At 64.1% G+C, this 19,343-nt stretch carries 10 protein-coding genes, 4 tRNA genes, 2 rRNA genes and 1 pseudogene; 13 read left to right on the top strand and 4 right to left on the bottom strand.

Annotated elements, in window-relative coordinates:
• The first annotated feature begins 210 nt into the window (after positions 1-210).
• The 3 genes from G4L39_RS00850 to G4L39_RS00860 all read left to right on the top strand — a co-directional run bounded on the left by G4L39_RS00850 (position 211) and on the right by G4L39_RS00860 (position 2,666).
• Entirely contained in the window at positions 211-666 is a 456-nt protein-coding gene (locus tag G4L39_RS00850; protein WP_165105210.1) for a nucleoporin Nup88 family protein, read from the top strand.
• An 818-nt stretch (positions 667-1,484) separates the two neighbouring features.
• Positions 1,485-1,559, top strand: a tRNA-Val gene (locus G4L39_RS00855).
• Positions 1,560-1,802: 243 nt separating this feature from the next.
• Positions 1,803-2,666, top strand: coding sequence for a sugar phosphate isomerase/epimerase family protein (locus G4L39_RS00860; RefSeq protein WP_165105212.1), 864 nt, complete (start codon positions 1,803-1,805; stop codon positions 2,664-2,666).
• A 422-nt stretch (positions 2,667-3,088) separates the two neighbouring features.
• On the opposite strand, the gene G4L39_RS00865 is transcribed toward G4L39_RS00860, so the two are convergent.
• From G4L39_RS00865 to G4L39_RS00875, 3 genes are all read right to left on the bottom strand, one after another.
• Complete coding sequence (locus G4L39_RS00865; protein ID WP_165105214.1) at positions 3,089-3,436, bottom strand: hypothetical protein; 348 nt, start codon at positions 3,434-3,436, stop codon at positions 3,089-3,091.
• A 272-nt stretch (positions 3,437-3,708) separates the two neighbouring features.
• Positions 3,709-4,500, bottom strand: coding sequence for a bifunctional hydroxymethylpyrimidine kinase/phosphomethylpyrimidine kinase (gene thiD, locus G4L39_RS00870; protein ID WP_165105216.1), 792 nt, complete (start codon positions 4,498-4,500; stop codon positions 3,709-3,711).
• Entirely contained in the window at positions 4,497-5,369 is an 873-nt protein-coding gene (locus G4L39_RS00875) for a prepilin-type N-terminal cleavage/methylation domain-containing protein (RefSeq protein WP_165105218.1), read from the bottom strand. The genes thiD and G4L39_RS00875 overlap by 4 nt, the downstream gene beginning before the upstream one ends.
• A gap of 485 nt (positions 5,370-5,854) precedes the next feature.
• On the opposite strand from G4L39_RS00875, the gene G4L39_RS00880 reads away from it, so the two are divergent.
• The 3 genes from G4L39_RS00880 to G4L39_RS00890 all read left to right on the top strand — a co-directional run bounded on the left by G4L39_RS00880 (position 5,855) and on the right by G4L39_RS00890 (position 8,293).
• Positions 5,855-5,931, top strand: a tRNA-Met gene (locus G4L39_RS00880).
• A gap of 656 nt (positions 5,932-6,587) precedes the next feature.
• Positions 6,588-7,307: a class I SAM-dependent methyltransferase gene (locus G4L39_RS00885; protein WP_165105220.1), complete on the top strand. Its 720-nt coding sequence runs from the start codon at positions 6,588-6,590 to the stop codon at positions 7,305-7,307.
• Positions 7,304-8,293, top strand: a complete 990-nt coding sequence (locus tag G4L39_RS00890; protein ID WP_165105222.1) for a glycosyltransferase family 9 protein — start codon at positions 7,304-7,306, stop codon at positions 8,291-8,293. Before G4L39_RS00885 ends, G4L39_RS00890 begins: the two co-directional genes overlap by 4 nt.
• A gap of 50 nt (positions 8,294-8,343) precedes the next feature.
• On the opposite strand, the gene G4L39_RS00895 is transcribed toward G4L39_RS00890, so the two are convergent.
• Positions 8,344-9,846, bottom strand: coding sequence for a sigma-54-dependent transcriptional regulator (locus G4L39_RS00895; protein WP_205880684.1), 1,503 nt, complete (start codon positions 9,844-9,846; stop codon positions 8,344-8,346).
• Between the two features lie 497 nt (positions 9,847-10,343).
• Here G4L39_RS00895 and G4L39_RS00900 point away from each other — a divergent pair.
• From G4L39_RS00900 to G4L39_RS00930, 7 genes and pseudogenes are all read left to right on the top strand, one after another.
• Positions 10,344-11,696, top strand: a pseudogene (locus tag G4L39_RS00900) (3-deoxy-7-phosphoheptulonate synthase class II); the annotation flags it as partial.
• Between the two features lie 89 nt (positions 11,697-11,785).
• The gene (gene larB / locus G4L39_RS00905) at positions 11,786-12,583 is read left to right on the top strand and encodes a nickel pincer cofactor biosynthesis protein LarB (protein ID WP_165105226.1); all 798 of its coding nucleotides are present in this window, start codon (positions 11,786-11,788) and stop codon (positions 12,581-12,583) included.
• Between the two features lie 21 nt (positions 12,584-12,604).
• Complete coding sequence (gene larC / locus G4L39_RS00910) at positions 12,605-13,888, top strand: nickel pincer cofactor biosynthesis protein LarC (RefSeq protein ID WP_165105228.1); 1,284 nt, start codon at positions 12,605-12,607, stop codon at positions 13,886-13,888.
• 422 nt (positions 13,889-14,310) lie between these two features.
• Positions 14,311-15,866: ribosomal RNA gene (locus tag G4L39_RS00915) — 16S ribosomal RNA — on the top strand.
• A gap of 153 nt (positions 15,867-16,019) precedes the next feature.
• A tRNA-Ala gene (locus G4L39_RS00920) sits at positions 16,020-16,095 on the top strand.
• A gap of 32 nt (positions 16,096-16,127) precedes the next feature.
• A tRNA-Ile gene (locus tag G4L39_RS00925) sits at positions 16,128-16,204 on the top strand.
• Between the two features lie 176 nt (positions 16,205-16,380).
• A 23S ribosomal RNA gene (locus G4L39_RS00930) occupies positions 16,381-19,272 on the top strand.
• Together the 16S and 23S rRNA genes with 2 tRNA genes alongside form the textbook arrangement of a ribosomal RNA operon.
• The last annotated feature ends 71 nt before the right edge of the window (positions 19,273-19,343 follow it).

The raw sequence follows: 19,343 nt of genomic DNA on the forward strand, positions 1-19,343 counted from the left end.
CCACCGTCCCTGACTCCAGCCTTGCCAGCTCGCCGTCGGCGCGGACCTGCCGGGAAAGGACCACCCCGTACTCCCCGACGCCTCACACTCACGGGACCAAAACCCGTCCGGGCGTAACCTCGACCGCTCCGACGTCGTCTGCAACAGTGAGGCGGGAACGAGAAACCAACCCGCCCGAAGGACGAAAACCAGAGCCAAAGGAGATGTGTTATGAAAACGACCGCGAGGAAGAGAGTGTGGGTGGCGGGATTGGCCACTCTGTTATGTGCGGGAACCACCCTGTGGGCAGCCGACGGCCAGACCGGCGCCACGCCCCGGGATCAGGCTGCGGGCCCCGGGCTGCGGCGGGCCGAACGGCCGCCGCGTCCGGAGCCGGGCGCCGGCCTGCAGTTGACCCGGGAACAACGCGAGAAGATGCGCGCAGCCATGGACGAGTTGCGCGAACAAATGCGCCAAATCCGTCAGGACACCAGCCTTACGCCCGAGCAAAGGCGCGAGAAACTCCGTCAGCTGCAGGACAAGCAGACGGAGAAAATGAAGGAAATCCTCACGCCTGAACAGTTCCAGAAATGGCAGGAACAGCGGGCCCAGCGAGGCGCAGGCCCGGGCGCCGGGCCGGGGCCTCGGCCGGAACGCCGTCGGGCCGGACCTCCCGCCAACCGATAAGGGAACAGCACGTTCGCGACCGCGGGCACTTTGAACAACCCAGGCTGTTTCCCATTGCCCGCCGGAGCGGTTCGCTGCCTTCACGCAGGAACCGCTCCGACCGTTTCTACAGGGGCAGGGTACCCCCAACAAAAAGCCGGTACAAAAAGCCGGTTTGCATGCGTCAGCCGGCGTTGTGCCCTCCACCGGGTCCGCTGCGGTGACAAACGCCTTTGTTTGTGCCCAACAGTTGGTTGTTTCCCCGGACCCGTGGATGGATTAACCGTGGATCAGCCGGAACCGCTTTTGACCTGGAAAGCACCGGCCCATGCGCAAAGGGTTGTCGCGACACGACCTGAAGCTCGGGCCCGGAAATGTCGAACACACTGCCGGAGGCCCAACCGCACCACGGCCAATTGTGGTCAGAAACCCTGCCGGTGGCCGTTGCCCGCTCCGAGGCTAGGGCCCCTGCCAACAGAGCGACTCCGGCACGCGCCCGGGTGCCTTGCCTTTTTTAAATGACCGGCCAGATGAACCGCATAAAAAGCCGCTCGGCGCCCCGGAGCGGGATTCGCCCCCGGATTCGATTCCTCCAATTTCGGAAGGCATGGCGGTACCCGGCAACCATGCAGCCTCCGGGCCACTGAATCCGGCCCAGCCCGTCGTCACGGTTTCACCGGCCGAGCCCGGAGGAATCCCCAGTACCGTCGCTGAAACCCGGGTGGCAGCGGGCGGCTGTGGCTCGGCAGGGACTGTGATCTCCGGGCGGAAACTGTGACGCCGTGGACGGCACAGAAAGACTTGAAAACCCGGGACGCCGCGGTAGAGTGGTCTCGGTTGCGCGCTTAGCTCAGCGGTAGAGCATCAGTATCACACACTGGGGGTCGCAGGTTCAAATCCTGCAGCGCGCACCATCTTTTTTGGTTGGATTTCTCCTCCGGGTACGCTGGTGAACGCGCACCGTCCCCAACCCTTCCATGGGCCGTGGTTCCGCCCGAGACCCGGAAAAACGCACGGGTTTTCCTTGGCATTCGGCCCGACTGCAGGTAGGCATACAGCGTGGCTTCGAGACCGGGCAGCCCAACGCTGCGGCGTGCGGATTCGGTCGGTCGCACGCGGAACCAGTCGGTTTCGGGCCAGCCAGACGCAAAGGCACCATGAAAGCTGCTACCTGGATCGCATGTTCGGCGGCTGCCCTTGTATGGGGCGCAGTCATGACCACAGCGGCGGGTCCCATCCCGGAGGATGTCAAAATTGGCGGGTTCGCCGTCGGTGTTCAGGCATGGACGTTCAACCGGTTCACGGCGTTTGAAGCGGTGGAAAAGGCCGCCTCAGCCGGGGCCAGGGTGATCGAGTTTTATCCGGGCCAACCCCTCGCGCCCGGCAGTCAGGAACGCTGGGACCATAACGCCTCGGATGAGATCATCGCCCGAATGAAGGAACATCTGGCCCGTTACGGCGTGCGCGCCGTCAACTACGGCGTCGTCCACGGGCGCGACGAGGCCGAGTGGCGCCGCATCTTCGAATTTGCCCGCAAACTCGACCTCTACGCCGTGACCACGGAGGATGTGGACAAACTCGATCTGTTGGAGCGCCTGGCCCGCGAATACGACATCCGCGTCGGCATCCATAACCATCCGCGCCGGCCCAACGACCCCAATTACCGGGTCTGGAGTCCGACCAACGTGCTGGAAATGGTCCGGAACCGTGACCCGCGCGTGGGCGCTGCGGCGGACACCGGCCATTGGGCCACCTCCGGCATCGTTCCCCTGCAAGGGCTCCGCCTCCTCTCGGGCCGCATCATCAGCGTACACCTCAAAGACCGCACCGCCATTGGCCGGCAGACCACCGACGTCCCCTACGGCGCCGGCGTGGTCAACGTGGCGGCCCTGCTGGACGAACTGAAACGTCAGGGCTTTGCCGGAAACATCTCCATCGAGTACGAAACCAAGTGGGAAAACAACGTGCCGGACGTGGGACAGTGCATCGGTTTCTTCCGCGGCTACGCCACGTGCCGGTAACTGCCAAAGAATCCTACGAGCCTCCCGTCTTCAGCCGGGAGGAACCGCCCGGCGGGCGTTGCCAAAGAGGCACTCCGCTCCGTCAGGTCCTTGAACCTGCAAAAGGATTCCGGCAACGCGTCCTGTCCTTGCCCCTGCTGGCCTCCGGATCCGGAGCGGGTCAGCCGGCCACAACCAGGGGCATGCCCCGGCATCGTGCCGCAGTTCGCGTCACCCTCGGAGTGTAACCACTCCAGACGCTGAAGGAACCAAGTGGACGTCCGACCCCTCGCGCCAAGGGTCGCCAACCGCGGCCCGCAAAAATCCTGCCGGACCGGTCGGGAGGCACCATGTTGGGCAACTTTGGGGACCTCTGGTCAGGAGCCTGATGGCCCGGCACCGTGGTTCACCGGGCGCGGATGCCCCCGCGATTGCTGCAATTGCTACTCCCAAAGGCGATAGGGCAACACCGTCTGCTCCATCAACGTCCCACAGCGAGGGCAACTGTCCGGTTGGTTCCATTCGCGTACGGTGTGCCAGGAGCCCTTGGGACAGAGGAGCGGAAACTCCACCCATCGCGAATGGCGCACCCCTCGCGGCCAGAGCTGGTTCAACACCTGATGGAACGTGGGCGGGTGTCGGGGCACGGCAACGGATCTCCGCGCCGGTCCCATCCCGAAGGCCGGGAATGACCAGCGCGACGACAACGACAGCGGCTGCGCCACCGGCACGCGAAGACGCACTACCGCGTCATGGAGTTCCTTGCAGTTCTGACAAAGAATCGTCTGCACGGCGAACCGAAACCCATGATCGGGCCCGCCGGAAACATGGGCACGATACTGACACCGCGGGCATTCAAAGATAAATGTCCGACCCATGACCACCTGCTGCAGCTGCCATTCTGACCCAACATACACAAGCGCGGGCGGCATGGCGAGGTCGGGAACCTCCGCGCCTTGCATCCCGCCCCGCTGATCCGGGGGGCCGGTTCTGGCAACCAATCCCCCGGCCCCGGTGGATCGCAACGACGGACGTGCCCACACGCCGCCGGAATGGCCCGGCCTCAGGCACCGGGTAGCAGCACGTCGTGCCGGGCGGCCCGATACGCTCCGGCAATCGCACGCGTCACGAACGTTTTGGCCCGCTGCACGGCCCGCACCAGCGAATCGCCCCGGGCCAGGCATGCCGTGATGGCGGCAGCATAGGTGCAACCGGTCCCATGCGTGTGCCGACCCGCAATCCTCGGGGCCTCCAACAGCAGCTCCTGCTCGCCGTCGTAAAAGAGGTCGAGCGCGGATTCGACCCGGCCCAGATGCCCGCCTTTGATCAACACCGCGCATCCGTACCGCTGGCGCAGCGTCCGGGCGGCTTCTCGAAGGTCTTCCACCTCCTGAAGCCGGCGCCCCACCAGCAGCTCGGCCTCCGGCAGGTTGGGCGTGATGAGGGTGGCTCGCGGCAGCAGCCGGCGCGTCAACACCTGCATGGCCTCCGGCCGCAACAGTGGCGCACCACTCGTCGCCACCATCACCGGATCCACCACCAGTGGCGGGTCTCCGGGGAAGCGAAATCGGGCCACCACTTGAATGATGGACGCCGAATACAACATTCCCGTCTTGATTGCGGCGGGCGGAAGTTCGGCGCAAACCGCTTCCAGTTGCGCGCGGACCATGGACGGCCGCAGGGCCTGCACGGCACGAACTTCACGCGGGTTCTGCGCCGTCACACAGGTGATGACCGTGGTTCCATGCACCTTCAGCGCGGCGAAGGTTTTGAGGTCGGCCTGAATGCCGGCGCCGCCGCCACTGTCGGAGCCGGCCACGGTCAACGCGATGGGACGGGTAACCGGGGAGTTCATGGAGAAGTGTTTCCGGACGGATCCGTGACCACGCTGGCATGCTCCCGCAGCCACAGGAGGTCTGCCGAGGGCCGGAAGGCCCAGTTGAGGTGTGTGATAAATCGCGACCTGGCCATTTGAAAGGTCCAGGGGTCGCGCCAGCGACGGACTTCCACGTGGCCGTCCGCAAAGGAAATCGGGGAAGCGTCCCCGTGCTCAACCGTGGGGAACTGATAAAAAACGGCGGTCATCGCCACGCCGAACGCAGAATGGCAGAGCCATTCGGGCGCCACATCCACGAATTGCAGGCGCTCGGACGGGGTCGCAGAGCCCAGTTCCGCAAGGGTGCGAAAGTTTGCATGACGCGGGCTCAGCAGGAATTCCCCGCCCCCCTCGGGCAGAGTCCAGCCCAGATAGGCGTTCAGGGCGTAGGACCGTACCTTGGCCGCGCCGTCAATTAGCAGACGATCGGCCGGGCATTTGTACACGGCCGCAGCGGGCAGATACGCCGCAAAGGCCGACACCGCGGGATCGGTCAACAGGGCTGCATTGGTCAACGTGGCCCGGTGCTCGGGCGCGGCGGCATGCGTGGCGCCAAGGACCCAAAGCCGGGTGTCCCCGACCGTCCCACGGGTTCCGTATCCGTTCGGGACCAGACGGTCGTTGTTGTCCTGGGCATATATCTGCCAGGTCAGGGCCAGCTGACGGAGATTCCCGACACACACCGTGCGCATGGCGCGTGCCTTGGCCCGGCCCAGGGCCGGCAGCAGCAGCGCCGCCAGCAGGCCGATCACCGCCACGGTCACCAGCAATTCCGTCAGGCTAAAGGCCCGAGCCCGGCTGTCACCCTTCAAAAGGGGCCAGTTGCTCGGCTTTTGATCTGCTTTCACGGTCGCCTGAGCCGCAGCCTACGTCATCTTGCCCCGCCGGGCAACCAGTCGAGAGTGCTTCCACAACAGGCTTTTGTGCGCCGCCCGTACCCGCACCCCGTAGGCTTTGAATCGCGCCATTGGATGAGCCGAACGCGCCCGGACCACGCTTGGGGGATTTCGGCATTGGATCAGGTCCCGCCTTGGAGACCTCCGCATCAATTCCCACGGCTGCACCCACCGCCTTTTGCCGTACGAAGCGTTGCCCCACGATCTTCAGAAAACCTCGTTGCCACGCACCGCAGCTGCCCTGCGGGGAGGGTGCCGGTGCGGGATCGAAAGCCGCAAAGCTCACACCTCTTCGAGGAAGGCAGGCAGAGTTCTCAGCGGGCATGGATTGCCCGGGGCCCCGGCTGGCGTCTGTGGGCTATGGCACGCGGGTCGTCGCTTGCATTTTCCCCCTTGCGCAGCAATGGAGCCCGTGCTATGTATACGCCGCACTGAACCGCGGGGTGGAGCAGCCTGGTAGCTCGCAAGGCTCATAACCTTGAGGTCGGTGGTTCAAATCCACCCCCCGCAACCAGATTTCGAGGCCGCCCTGACCTGTGAAGGTCAGGGCGGCTGCGTTTTTGCCCGCGCGCCCGTAGGGCGAAAGGCAGTGAAACGCGCGGTCCGCCTCAATCGGGGTCTTACCTCCTAGGCCCGAAGGAGTAGTGCTCGCAGGTAAGAATGCCGGGCCCTCTGCAAGACCCGTCCGACCTCACGTTCTGCGCATCCCGAGCCGGGGTTGGCGGCCTTGCGGATCCATTCGTTCATGACAGGGTGCGCGGTTGGTCCATGGCATTGGGCTTGCCGGCAGACAGGCCACCCACCCAGTCTGCCGGATCCGTTTTGGCCACCCTGCGGTCCAGCCGCGCATGGTGCTATCAATCGCAGGGGTGCCAGAAGCTTTCGCCTGCGGCTCCTGACGCAAAACTCGTCCCGGCCGCGCCCTTGTTGCCCGGTGCAGATCCGTGTGAAGCCAGCCCGGGCATGGAAGGTACCGCCCGGGACCGCCTCCAAAACGGGCCCGCCCTTTACAGGCTGCGGCGCCCACGCCTACTCTCCGTCGCACCGGCCCAACGGGAGCCCGGCAGAATCCTGCGCAGCTGAGGCGCGTGCATGCAAACGAAGCAGGTCGTTGCCGGGCGACCATGCCCGCGCGCGGATGGGTTGCCGAATGGGGCCGGCTCCGGAACCATGAACTGGCGCTGGCTGAGACCCTGGCCCTGGGTCGATACCCGGGCCGCCTTCGTTGCCGCCACCCCGCGCGGCGGGATGCTGCTCGATCTCGGCTCGTCCGACGGTGAAACGCTGCGGCACATGGCCGAATTGCGTCCTGATCTCCACTTCCATGCGGTGGACAAGGCCGGCACACCGGACGCGTATCCGGCAGGCTGCGAATTCGTCCGGGCCGACCTCGAACGCGATCCGCTCCCGTGGCCGGACGCCTCATTTGACGCGATTACCTGCATGCATCTGGTCGAGCACCTCCGTTCGTTGGACCTGCTGATGAATGAAGTGGCGCGCCTGCTCAAACCCGGAGGACGCGTTTACTTCGAAACCCCGCACCCCAAAACGCTCCAACTTCCCTCCATACGCTCGCTGCCCCGGCCGGTTCGCTTCACCCTCAACTTCTACGATGACCCCACGCACATTCGTGTGGTCCCAACGGTCGAACTGGCCGGGGAATTGGAACGACGCGGCCTGGTGGTGCTCGGCTCGGGCATTTCGCGCAACTGGCTGTTTGCGCTGAGCCACTGGATTCTGCGGTGGGGCCCCCCGGGTCGAAAACAGCTCACGGCCCGGGTCCACTGGCTGGGCTGGTCTGCGTGGGTGGCAGCCCGAAGACCCGCCGCGGCGGAACCACCGGCCCCGGCACAGCCCGGCCCACCCGATCGTCGTCCTTCTCCCCCATGAAACCGCGCCTTTTGGTTCTCGAACTCTGGGGCCTGGGCGACCTGGTGATCGCCTCGAGGTTTCTGCAAGCGGCCTCCGAGCGATTCGAGGTTACATTGGTGTCCAAACCGTTCGGCCGCGAATTGCAACCCCGGCTTTGGCCCGGTGTCCGGGTCCTGTCCCTCGTAGCTCCTTGGACCGCTTTTCGGGGAAAATACAGGTTCTGGCTCTGGCCGTGGCGGGAGCTGATCCGGATCACCCGACAACTGCGGCGCGCCCGATTTGAAGTGGGCGTTTCGGCGCGCTGGGATCCCCGGGATCATTTATGGCTGCGACTCGTCGGTGCACGGGAGAGGGTGGGTTTCCCCCGGCTGGGCAGCCACCGGTGGTTGACCCGTCCCCTGGCGTTGCCGGATCCCGAGGCCCACCGGTACGAGTACTGGCGGTGCCTGGCCCGGGCGTTGAACCTGGAGTTGCCGTCCCGGGAACAGCTTTCCCCTCCGCCTCGACCTCGCTCCCGCACCATCCTTGTCCACACCGGGGCCGGCCAGCCGGTCCGCGTCTGGCCGCTGGATCGCTACAAGGAACTCGTCGGCCGCCTGCGCGCCCGGGGCTGGCAGGTCCGGGTCGCTTGCGACCCGCCGCAGACTGCCTGGTGGCAGCAGGCCGGCGAGCGGGATGTCGCCACGCCCCAGACAGTGACCGCCCTGCTCGAGCTCATCGAAGCTGCCGACCTCTTCATTGGCAATGATTCCGGACCCGGTCACCTCGCCGCGATTTGTGGCCTCCCCACGTTCACCATTTTCGGCCCTCAATTGCCCGAATGGTTCGCGCCACTGCACCCGGCCGCGCAATGGATCGAAGGCCGACCCTGCCCGTTCAAACCGTGTTTCGATTACTGTCGCTGGCCCCGGCCCGTGTGTCTGGAGGGGCTTTCTGTGGAAGAGGTCTGGGCCGCGGTCGAACGCTTTCTCCAGGACGTCCGGCCGGGCGGTACTCCGGAATAAAAGGCCCGGCGCCACAGCCACCATCTGCCGGGCCCACACGACGAACCGAACTATTCCACCCGGAACTCGCGGCGAATCCCGTACTTTTCGATCCGTTTCCGCAACGTGGCCCGCGTAATGCCCAACAAGCGGGCCGCGCGCACCTGATTATCCCGCGTCTCCCTAAGGGCCTGCACCACCAGCTCACGTTCCACAGCCGGCAACACCTTGCGGTCCGGATGCCGGCGCGCCCACTCGAACAGGCGCCGCGCCAGGTGGACAACCTCTTCCTCGTCCCGCGCGGTTTCGGAGGTGCCTGCGTGTGCCTGCGACGCAGCTCCCGTGGCCGGACCGGGTTTGGGTTGCGGTGCCGCCCCGGCTCGCACCGGGCCCGCCGCGCCCTCCAAAACCTCCGGTGGCAGATCCTCCGGCAGGATGGCCTCCCCTTTGGCGATCACGGTGGCCCGCCGCAGCACGTTTTCCAATTCGCGCACGTTGCCCGGCCAGTGATAGTTCTCCAGCGCCCTCAGGGCCGCCGCAGTCAAAGACCTGGGAGTTTGCTTCTGTTCCCGCGCAAACCGCGCCAGAAAATACTCCACCAACAGGGGGATGTCCTCCCTGCGCTCCCTCAACGGGGGCAGATGAATCCGCACCACGTTCAGCCGGTAGAAAAGATCCTCCCGGAACTGCCGGCTCGCCACCATCTGCTCCAACGGCCGGTTCGTGGCCGCCAAAATCCGCACGTCCACCTGCAAGGTCTGGTTGCCGCCCACCCGCTCAAACTGTCCCGACTGCAACACCCGCAAAATTTTGGCCTGGGTGGACAGGCTCATGTCCCCAATTTCATCCAAAAACAACGTGCCCCGGTGACACTGCTCGAACTTGCCAATGCGCTGCTGCGTGGCACCCGTGAATGCCCCCCGTTCATGCCCGAACAGCTCGCTCTCCAACAGCCCCTCGGGGATGGCCGCACAATTTACTGCCAAAAACGGTTGCCCGGAACGACGACTGTGCTGGTAAATCGCCCGCGCCACCAGTTCCTTGCCCGTGCCGCTCTCCCCGGTGATCAGTACCGTGGCATCCGATGCCGCCAGTTGTCCGATCAGCTTGAACACCTGCTGCATGGCCTCACTCCGGCCCACCAGCCCGAGCGCATCCTCTTCCAGCCCGCCGGTCGGCCGGATGGCCACTGCCTGGCGCATGTCCCGCGCCGCCTTCAGCCCCTGCTGAATCACCGAACGCAGCCGGGCCATGTCGAACGGCTTCAGCAGATAATCGTACGCCCCCAGCTTCATCGCCTCGATGGCCGTCTGCGTGGTCCCGTAGGCCGTCATCAGAATCACCAACAGGCGGGGATCCATCTCTCGGATCCGCCGCAACGTCTCCAGCCCGCTCAATCCCGCCATGCGGATGTCCATCACCACCAAATCGGGGCGCACCCTCGGGATCATTCGCAACGCTTCCTCCCCGCTGGCTGCCTCCACCACCTCCAACCCCTCGCCCTCAAACAGGCGACGAAAGGAGTAGCGGACGTCCGCCTCGTCGTCCACGACCATCAACGTGCTCACACCCATACAGCCTCGGCTTAACATGTGACCTGACGGCATCGGGCTCCAGCCGAAAACCCGCCTTCCCCCCCGGCTGCCCCGGGGCAGGGTGACACCCCGGGCCTCTCTGCCTCCGACAGGCCGTGGCCGCATGAATGGCTCGACCTGACTGCAGGGGCCTCGAACCGTCCCGGGATTCGTGAATAGATCGGCCCGACCGGCTGTGCCGCTTGTTCTCCGGCACTTCGTCACCGGGTCCCGGGTCCCCGCCCCGTTGCGTATAACATCCTACCCGGCCGGGATTGCGCGTCGTGTCAGGTGGACCGACCGGGGTAACCGGTCCATCCGCAGCTGCCCCGGGCACGGACAGCCCCCTCCACCTCTTCGTGCCACGTGGCTTTCCTGAGAAACACAGGTGAGGGCACTCCAGCCGCGCGTGTATTTCGTCGGCACCCCGGCCGCCCGGCAAACCGGCCCTTCACTTGCGCCGGCCACCGCTTTGCGGCAGGCTCAGCACGCAAGGCATGAACCAGCCCGGTCATCTCCAGGATTGGCAGCCGGACAGTTGGCAACGGAAACCCGCCCGACAGCAGCCGGTCTACCCCGACCCGGCAGCGCTTCGAGCGGTCCTCGACCAGCTCAGCCAACTGCCACCCTTGGTGAGCAGTTACGAGATCGAAAACCTGAAGGGTCAGCTGGCCGCGGCAGCCCGGGGCGAACGTTTCCTCCTTCAGGGTGGAGATTGCTCGGAAACCTTTGCCGATTGCCAGTCCTCCATCATCGCCGGCAAGCTCAAGGTCCTTCTCCAGATGAGCCTCCTCATCGTCCACGACGCGCGAATCCCGGTCATTCGCGTCGGGCGATTTGCCGGTCAGTACGCCAAACCCCGTTCCTCGGACACCGAAACCCGAAACGGTCAGACGCTGCCCGTCTACCGCGGTGACCTGGTCAACCGACCCAACTTCGATCCGGACGATCGCACCCCGGATCCGGAACTGCTCCTGCGCGGTTACGAACGGGCCGCCCTCACCATCAACTTCATCCGCGCCCTGATCGACGGCGGGTTTGCCGACCTGCACCACCCCGAGAACTGGACCCTGAACTTCGCCCGGCCCGGCCCGGTCGCCGACGCCTATCAACAGCGGGTCCAGGCCGTGGCCCGGGCCATCGAGTTCATGGAAACCCTCACCGGGGGCGCCCCCATCCCGCAACTGCAGCGGGTCGATTTCTTCACCAGCCACGAGGGACTCCACCTGTTGTACGAACAGGCCCTCACACGACAGGTCCCACGCCGAACCGGCTGGTACAATCTGGGCACCCACTTCCCTTGGATCGGCAATCGCACCCGCGACCCCAACGGCGCTCACGTGGAGTACTTCCGCGGCATCCGCAATCCCATTGCCGTCAAGATCGGACCTCCGATCACCGAGGAGGAACTGGTAACGCTCTGCGACCTGCTCGACCCCGGACATGAACCCGGACGCCTCACCCTCATCACCCGCTTTGGCGCCGACCGGGTGGCCTCCGCCCTGCCTCCCCTGGTCGAAGCTCTCCAACGACGGGGACGTCGTGTCCTCTGGGTCTGCGATCCCATGCATGGGAACACCGAGACCACGGCCTCCGGACTCAAAACCCGGCGATTCGAGCGAATCCTCCAAGAGCTGGAAACCACCTGCGAGATCCTTTATCAAGCCGGTCTGCCGCTGGCCGGCGTGCACTTCGAACTGAGCGGAGAAGACGTGACCGAGTGCCTCGGAGGCGCCTGCGGCCTGACCGAAGCCGACCTGACCCGGGCCTACCGCAGTCCGGTGGACCCGCGCCTCAACTACGAGCAATCCCTGGAAATGGCACTCCATCTGGCCCGGCTTCTCCAGCGCAGGCCCGGAGCCCGGGGCACCCGGGTCTTCGTCGGAACCAATCCCGCAACCCAACCTCCATCCGTAACCGACAAACCCCTTGTTCGAACATGACCCTGCAAGAAGCCATCGAGTTGCTCGAGGCCTTCCGCGCCGACCGCATCAGTCGCGAAGAAGTCCTGCAAGCCCTTCAAAAAGCTCCACTGGCGGACCTGGGCTTTGCCAAGGTGGACCTGCACCGCGGACTCCGTCAGGGCTTTCCCGAGGTCATTTTCGGCCAGGGTAAGACCCCGGAACAGGTGGTGGCCATCGCCGAAACCCTCTTACGCCAGGGCGAACGCGTCCTGGCCACCCGCCTCACCCCCGAACACGCCCGCCAAATACTCCGCCGGTGGAACCACGCCGTGTGGCACGAGACCGCCCGCTGCGTCACCATCGACCCCAAACCCCTGCCCAAACGACCCGGCACCATCGTCGTCGTCAGCGCCGGTACCAGTGACCTGCCGGTCGCGGAAGAAGCCGCCATAACCGCCGACATCATGGGCAACCACGTCCAGCGCATCCACGACGTGGGCGTGGCAGGTTTGCACCGACTCCTCGGCCGACTCGAGGACCTGCGCCGGGCCCATGTGCTCATCGTGGTCGCCGGCATGGAAGGTGCCCTCCCCAGCGTGGTGGGCGGACTCGTCAACCGGCCCATCATCGCCGTGCCCACCAGCGTCGGTTACGGCGCCCACCTGGGCGGCCTGGCCGCCCTGCTGGCCATGCTCAACAGCTGCGCCAGCGGCATCACCGTGGTCAACATCGACAACGGCTTTGGAGCCGGGTTCGCCGCCAGCCAGATCAACGCCCTGGTGGCCGAACACATGACGCGTACAGCCGCATCCGAACCCAACACCACGGCCTGACAACCCACCACGATCACACCCATGGACCTCCTCTACCTCGACCTCTGCGCCGGCATCAGCGGCGACATGCTCCTGGGCGCACTGTTTGACCTCGGCGTGGACCCCCGGTACGTGGAATCCGAGCTTCGCAAGGTGCCGCTGGGTCCCTGGCACTGGCATGTTTACCGATCCACCCATGGCGCCATCGCCGGACACCGGGTGGAAGTTCATCCAACCCATGCGGGCCCAAACCCTCACGACACCTCACACCCTCACCCTCACGAGCCGGGCTCCCAACATCATCAGCACCGGACATTTCGTGAAATCCAACAACTGATCGAGACAAGTTCGCTCTCACCCTGGGTTCGGCAAAAGGCCGTGGCCCTGTTCCGGCGCATTGCCGAGGCCGAAAGCCGTATCCACGGCCAGCCCCTCGACACCGTCCATTTCCACGAGGTCGGCGCAGTGGACTCGCTGGTGGACATCCTCGGCGGTTGCATCGCGCTCGAGTCCCTCGGCCGTCCGCGGGTGGAAGCCGGCCCCGTGGTCGACGGAACCGGCTGGATCGATTGTGCCCATGGACGGTTTCCCCTGCCGGCTCCCGCCACACTGGCCATCCTGGGGGCACGGGGCATCCCCATAAGCCAGTGTGAAGAACCTTATGAGCTCGTCACCCCAACCGGCGCCGCCTTCCTCGCCGAGTTCGTCGAACGCTTCGGCCCCATGCAAAACCTCGTCGCCCAACGGATCGGTTTCGGGCTGGGCCAGCGCGTCCTTCGTACCCGACCCAACGTGCTGCGGGCGGTCTTGGGCCCCTTGACCCCGCCCGCAGCGGACGCGCAGGGCCGGTGGGATTGGGAACAGGACGAGGTGGCCGTGCTGGAAACCAACCTCGACGACGCCACCGGCGAACAGCTCGGTCGCTTCATGGAACTCGCCCTCCAGGCCGGCGCATGGGACGTGTTTTACGCGCCCGTCCAGATGAAAAAACATCGCCCCGGTGTGTGGCTCACGGTCCTGTGCCGCCCGGCCGATGCCGATCGCCTGACGGAGTTGATCCTGCGCGAAACACCGGCACTGGGCGTGCGGCGCAGCGTTCGCGAACGTCGCAAGCTCCGGCGGCACACCACGGAAGTACAAACAGCGTACGGCGCCGTACGCGTGAAATGCGGCCTGTTAAACGGCCGTGTGGTGCAGCTGAAGCCCGAATGGGACGACTGCTGCCGGCGCGCCATGGAGCACGGGGTTGAGGCCAGGACCGTTTGGCAGGCCGCTGTGGCCGCGGCTTTGTCGGCCGCGGCGCAACCGGTTGAAACCGAGGGCTGACGAGCCGAGATTTTTTTAAAAAAACCTCTTGCGCCGGCGAGGGAACCTGCGTACGGTATCGCGCGTTCTTTGCGAAGACGGCCCGCAAAGATTGGCCGGCCCGGTTCCCCGAAGGGGGATAAAAAAAGACGAAAAAAGGCTGTTGACAAAAACCGGGCAGCCCAATAGATTCAAACGCGAAATTCGACGGCTGCGTGAGGCCGGTTCGAAAAAGCGAACACGGCACGCAGCTGTGTCGTCCGAGAGCGGGCAAAAGAGGATTTTGCGGGTTGGTAAACAACCCGGCGTTCTTTGAGAGTTGAATTGTGCGACAAGTGCGAGCCCCTCTGGCGCTGGTCGGCAGGTGACCAGCACCGGAGTTTCAGCCGATACGGCGGCCGGTCCTTCGGGACCGGTGACGGAATCAGACCTGCGTGTTTTTTGACACGGAGAGTTTGATTCTGGCTCAGAACGAACGCTGGCGGCGTGGATAAGACATGCAAGTGGAACGCTGGCCGTCGGGTAGCAATATCCGGCGGCTGGAGTCGCAAACGGGTGAGTAACACGTGGGTAATCTGCCGCGAAGACCGGTATAACCCGCCGAAAGGTGGGCTAATTCCGGATGTGGTCCTGCGGGGGCATCCCTGCGGGATTAAAGGGTGGGGACCGCAAGGCCTGCCGCTTCGCGAGGAGCCCGCGGCCTATCAGCTAGTTGGTAGGGTAACGGCCTACCAAGGCTAAGACGGGTAGCTGGTCTGAGAGGACGACCAGCCACACTGGGACTGAGACACGGCCCAGACACCTACGGGTGGCAGCAGTCGAGAATCTTCCGCAATGGGCGAAAGCCTGACGGAGCGACGCCGCGTGGGGGATGAAGGGCTTCGGCTCGTAAACCCCTGTCATCCGCGACCAAACCCGCCGACCTAATACGTCGGCGGCTGATGGTAGCGGAAGAGGAAGGGACGGCTAACTCTGTGCCAGCAGCCGCGGTAATACAGAGGTCCCGAGCGTTGTTCGGATTCACTGGGCGTAAAGGGTGCGTAGGCGGTCGGGTAAGTCTGACGTGAAATCCCGGAGCTCAACTTCGGAACTGCGTCGGAAACTGCCCGGCTTGAGGGTTGGAGGGGGGACCGGAATTCTCGGTGTAGCAGTGAAATGCGTAGATATCGAGAGGAACACCGGTGGCGAAGGCGGGTCCCTGGACAACCCCTGACGCTGAGGCACGAAAGCTGGGGGAGCAAACAGGATTAGATACCCTGGTAGTCCCAGCCCTAAACGGTGCACGCTTGCCGTGGGCGGATTCGACCCCGTCCGTGGCGAAGCTAACGCGTTAAGCGTGCCGCCTGGGGAGTACGGCCGCAAGGTTGAAACTCAAAGAAATTGACGGGGGCCTGCACAAGCGGTGGAGTATGTGGCTTAATTCGATGCAACGCGAAGAACCTTACCTGGCCTTGACATGCACGTGGTAGGAGCCCGAAAGGGTGACGACCCCGCAAGGGGAGCGTGCACAGGTGCTGCATGGCTGTCGTCAGCTCGTGTCGTGAGATGTTGGGTTAAGTCCCGCAACGAGCGCAACCCCTGCGTCCTGTTGCCACCCGGCCGCAAGGCCGGAGCACTCTGGACGGACTGCCTCGCTTCAACGAGGAGGAAGGTGGGGATGACGTCAAGTCAGTATGGCCCTTATGGCCAGGGCTGCACACGTACTACAATGCCCGGTACAATGGGTCGCAACACCGCAAGGTGGAGCTAATCCCCAAAAACCGGGCCCAGTTCAGATTGTCGGCTGCAACTCGCCGGCATGAAGCTGGAATCGCTAGTAACGGCGCATCAGCTACGGCGCCGTGAATACGTTCCCAGGCCTTGTACACACCGCCCGTCACACCACGAAAGCCGGCTGTGCCCGAAGTCGCCCTTCGGGGTGCCGAAGGCATGGCTGGTGATTGGGGTGAAGTCGTAACAAGGTAGCCGTAGGGGAACCTGCGGCTGGATCACCTCCTTTCTACGGAGATCAAGGGTCCCGGCAACGGGATTCCGAAGGTCGAACCTCCGCTGCGGCGGAGGCCGGTGGTTCGCCTTGTCGCACAATCCAGCCCTCAGAGGACGCCGGGTTGACCCGACGTCCGAGGGTCCTCGGACCCGGGGCGGTCCGCGTGGGGCTGTAGCTCAGTTGGTAGAGCGGCAGCTTTGCAAGCTGTAGGTCGGGAGTTCGAGTCTCCTCAGCTCCACCAGGGTTTGCGCTGCCGCCCGGGCGCGCGCCGACGGGCGTGTAGCTCAGTTGGTTAGAGCATGCGCTTGATAAGCGCAGGGTCACTGGTTCAAGTCCAGTCACGCCCACCAACGCTCCGCAGGGATTTGAAACGACCGGGCTGTATCGCGCAGGCACTGCGCGGTCGGCAATCCGAGTCGGTGGTTCTTTGAAAACTGCGCATAGTGTCATCAGGGCAGATTCCAGTTCGCCGAGTCCTCCTTGAGGAATCCGGGCAACCGGTTTCCCGCAAGGGGCCAGACTTTGCGATCAAGCTACGAAGGGCTTGGGGTGAATGCCTTGGTGCCAGGAGGCGATGAAGGACGTGGCAAGCTGCGATAAGCCCCGGGGAGCCGCAAGCAGGCGTTGATCCGGGGATCTCCGAATGGGGCAACCCGACCGGGGTAATACCCGGTCATCACCGGATGAATGCATAGTCCGGTGAGGCGACACCCGCTGAAGTGAAACATCTCAGTAAGCGGAGGAAAAGAAACCGAATGGGATTCCCTGAGTAGTGGCGAGCGAAAGGGGAACAGGCCAAACCGGGGGGACTTGTCTCCCCGGGGTAGCGGGACCTCCATCAGGGGATGCGCCAGAGGTTAGCCGAACGCTCTGGAAAGGGCGGCCATAGACCGTGACAGCCGGGTAGGCGAAAACCCGAGGCCCCCCGGAGGGATCCCAAGTAGCACGATGCACGTGAAACTTCGTGCGAATCCGCCCGGACCACCGGGTAAGCCTAAATACTCCCTGGCAACCGATAGTGCACCAGTACCGTGAGGGAAAGGTGAAAAGAACCCCGATGAGGGGAGTGAAACAGATCCTGCAACCCCATGCCTACAAGGTGTCGGAGCCGCCGCAAGGCGGTGACGGCGTGCCTTTTGCATAATGAGTCCGCGAGTTATTGTCCGCGGCGAGCTTAAGGCCCTCAGGGCCGGAGGCGAAGCGAAAGCGAGTGCGAACAGCGCGTTGAGTCGCGGGCAATAGACCCGAAGCGGAGGTGATCTACCCTTGGGCAGGCTGAAGCCTGGGTAACACCAGGTGGAGGGCCGAACTCGTGGATGTTGAAAAATCCTGAGATGACCTGAGGGTAGGAGCGAAAGACTAATCAAACCCCGTGATAGCTGGTTCTCCCCGAAATCGCTTGAGGGCGAGCGTCGGGCCAGTACCCGGAGGAGGTAGAGCACTGAATGGCTTAGGGGGCCCACCAGCCTACCAAAACCAATCAAACTCCGAATGCCTCCGGTTCCAGTACCCCGGCAGTCAGGCTACGAGCGATAAGGTCCGTGGCCGAGAGGGCAACAGCCCAGACCACCGGCTAAGGTGCCTCAAGGCGGTTTAGTGGAAAGGATGTGACGTCGCTTAGACAGTGAGGATGTTGGCTTAGAGGCAGCCATCATTTAAACAGTGCGTAACAGCTGACTCATCGAGCGATGTCGCGCCGAAAATGATTGGCGATCAAACCGCCTACCGAAGCCGTGGATCCGCAGCCGGTACGCCGGCGGCGGATGGTAGGGGAGCGTGACCGGTGCTGTGAAGCGGGAGGGAGACCGACCGTGGAGCGCCGGCCAGTGAGAATGCGGACACGAGTAGCGATAAACCGGGTGAGAATCCCGGTCGCCGTAAACCCAAGGTTTCCTGGGCCAGGTTCGTCCGCCCAGGGTTAGCCGGGAGCTAACACGAGGCCGTAGGGCGTAGTGGATGCACAGCAGGTTAATATTCCTGCGCCGGGCAAGGAGTTGGCCTGAAGGGGACGCATGGAAAGACGCCGGCTAGGCAATCGAATGCTGAGCTTAGGCTTCGGCCGAAGCGCACCGGTGTTGACCGTGCCGAGAAAAGCCTTCAGGTGCGCCTTGTCCGCCCGTACCGGAAACCGACACAGGTGGGTGGGTGTCAATGCACTCAGGCGCGCGAGAGAAACCTCTCTAAGGAACTCGGCAAATTGGCCCCGTAACTTCGGGAGAAGGGGTGCCCCCCGGGCCCGCCGCAAGGCGGGAACGGTGTGGGCCGCAGTGAACGGCGCTTGGCGACTGTTTAACAAAAACACAGCTCTCTGCAAAGTCGTGAAGACGACGTATAGGGAGTGACACGTGACCAATGCGGAAAGATGAAAGCGCTCGGTTAGCCGCAAGGCGAAGCCGCGCGCCTAAGTCCCCGCGAATGTCGGCCGTAACTATAACGGTCCTAAGGTAGCGAAATTCCTTGTCGGGTAAGTTCCGACCTGCACGAATCGTGTAACGACCGAGCGACTGTCTCGGAGAGGTTCTCGGCGAAACTGTAATGGCGGTGAAGATGCCGCCTGCCCGCAGTAGGACGGAAAGACCCTATGCACCTTTACTGTAAGCTCGTATTGGGTTCTGGTTGGTGCTGCGTAGCGTAGGTGGGAGGCTTGGAAGCGGGGGCTTCGGTTCCCGTGGAGCCGCCAATGAAACACCACTCTGCGCCAATTAGGATTCTAACCCCGACCCGTGAAGCCGGGCGGGGGACAGTGCGAGCGGGTCAGTTTGACTGGGGCGGTTTCCTCCTAAAAGGTAACGGAGGAGCGCGAAGCTCGGCTCAGCACGGTTGGCAACCGTGCGGTGAGGGCATGGCCAGAAGCCGGGTTAACTGCGAGACCTACAAGTCGAGCAGGTGCGAAAGCAGGCCCAAGTGATCCGGCGGTTGAATGTGGAATCGCCGTCGCTCATCGGACAAAAGGTACGCTAGGGATAACAGGCTGATCGGGCCCAAGAGTTCACATCGACGGCCCGGTTTGGCACCTCGATGTCGGCTCATCGCATCCTGGGGCTGGAGAAGGTCCCAAGGGTCCGGCTGTTCGCCGGTTAAAGCGGTACGCGAGCTGGGTTCAGAACGTCGTGAGACAGTTCGGTCCTTATCCACTGTGGGCGCAGGAGGCTTGAGGGATTCCTTCCCTAGTACGAGAGGACCGGGAAGGACGCACCTCTGGTGTGGCAGTTGTCCCGTCAGGGGCAGCGCTGCGTAGCCATGTGCGGAAGGGATAAGCGCTGAAAGCATCTAAGCGCCAAGCCCCTCCCAAGATGAGGCCTCCCGGACCGCAAGGTCCCTGAAGACCCCCGGAAGACTACCGGGTTGATAGGCCAGACGTGTAAGCGGAGCAATCCGTTCAGCCGACTGGTCCTAATCGGTCGTGCGGCTTGATCGTTTATCCGCCCCTCATGCGGATGAACGATTTCGGCTCGGCGCACCGGGTCAGCCCGTGCACTGTGCGCAGTT

The sequence above is a fragment of the Limisphaera ngatamarikiensis genome (genome assembly GCF_011044775.1).
GTDB lineage: Bacteria > Verrucomicrobiota > Verrucomicrobiia > Limisphaerales > Limisphaeraceae > Limisphaera > Limisphaera ngatamarikiensis.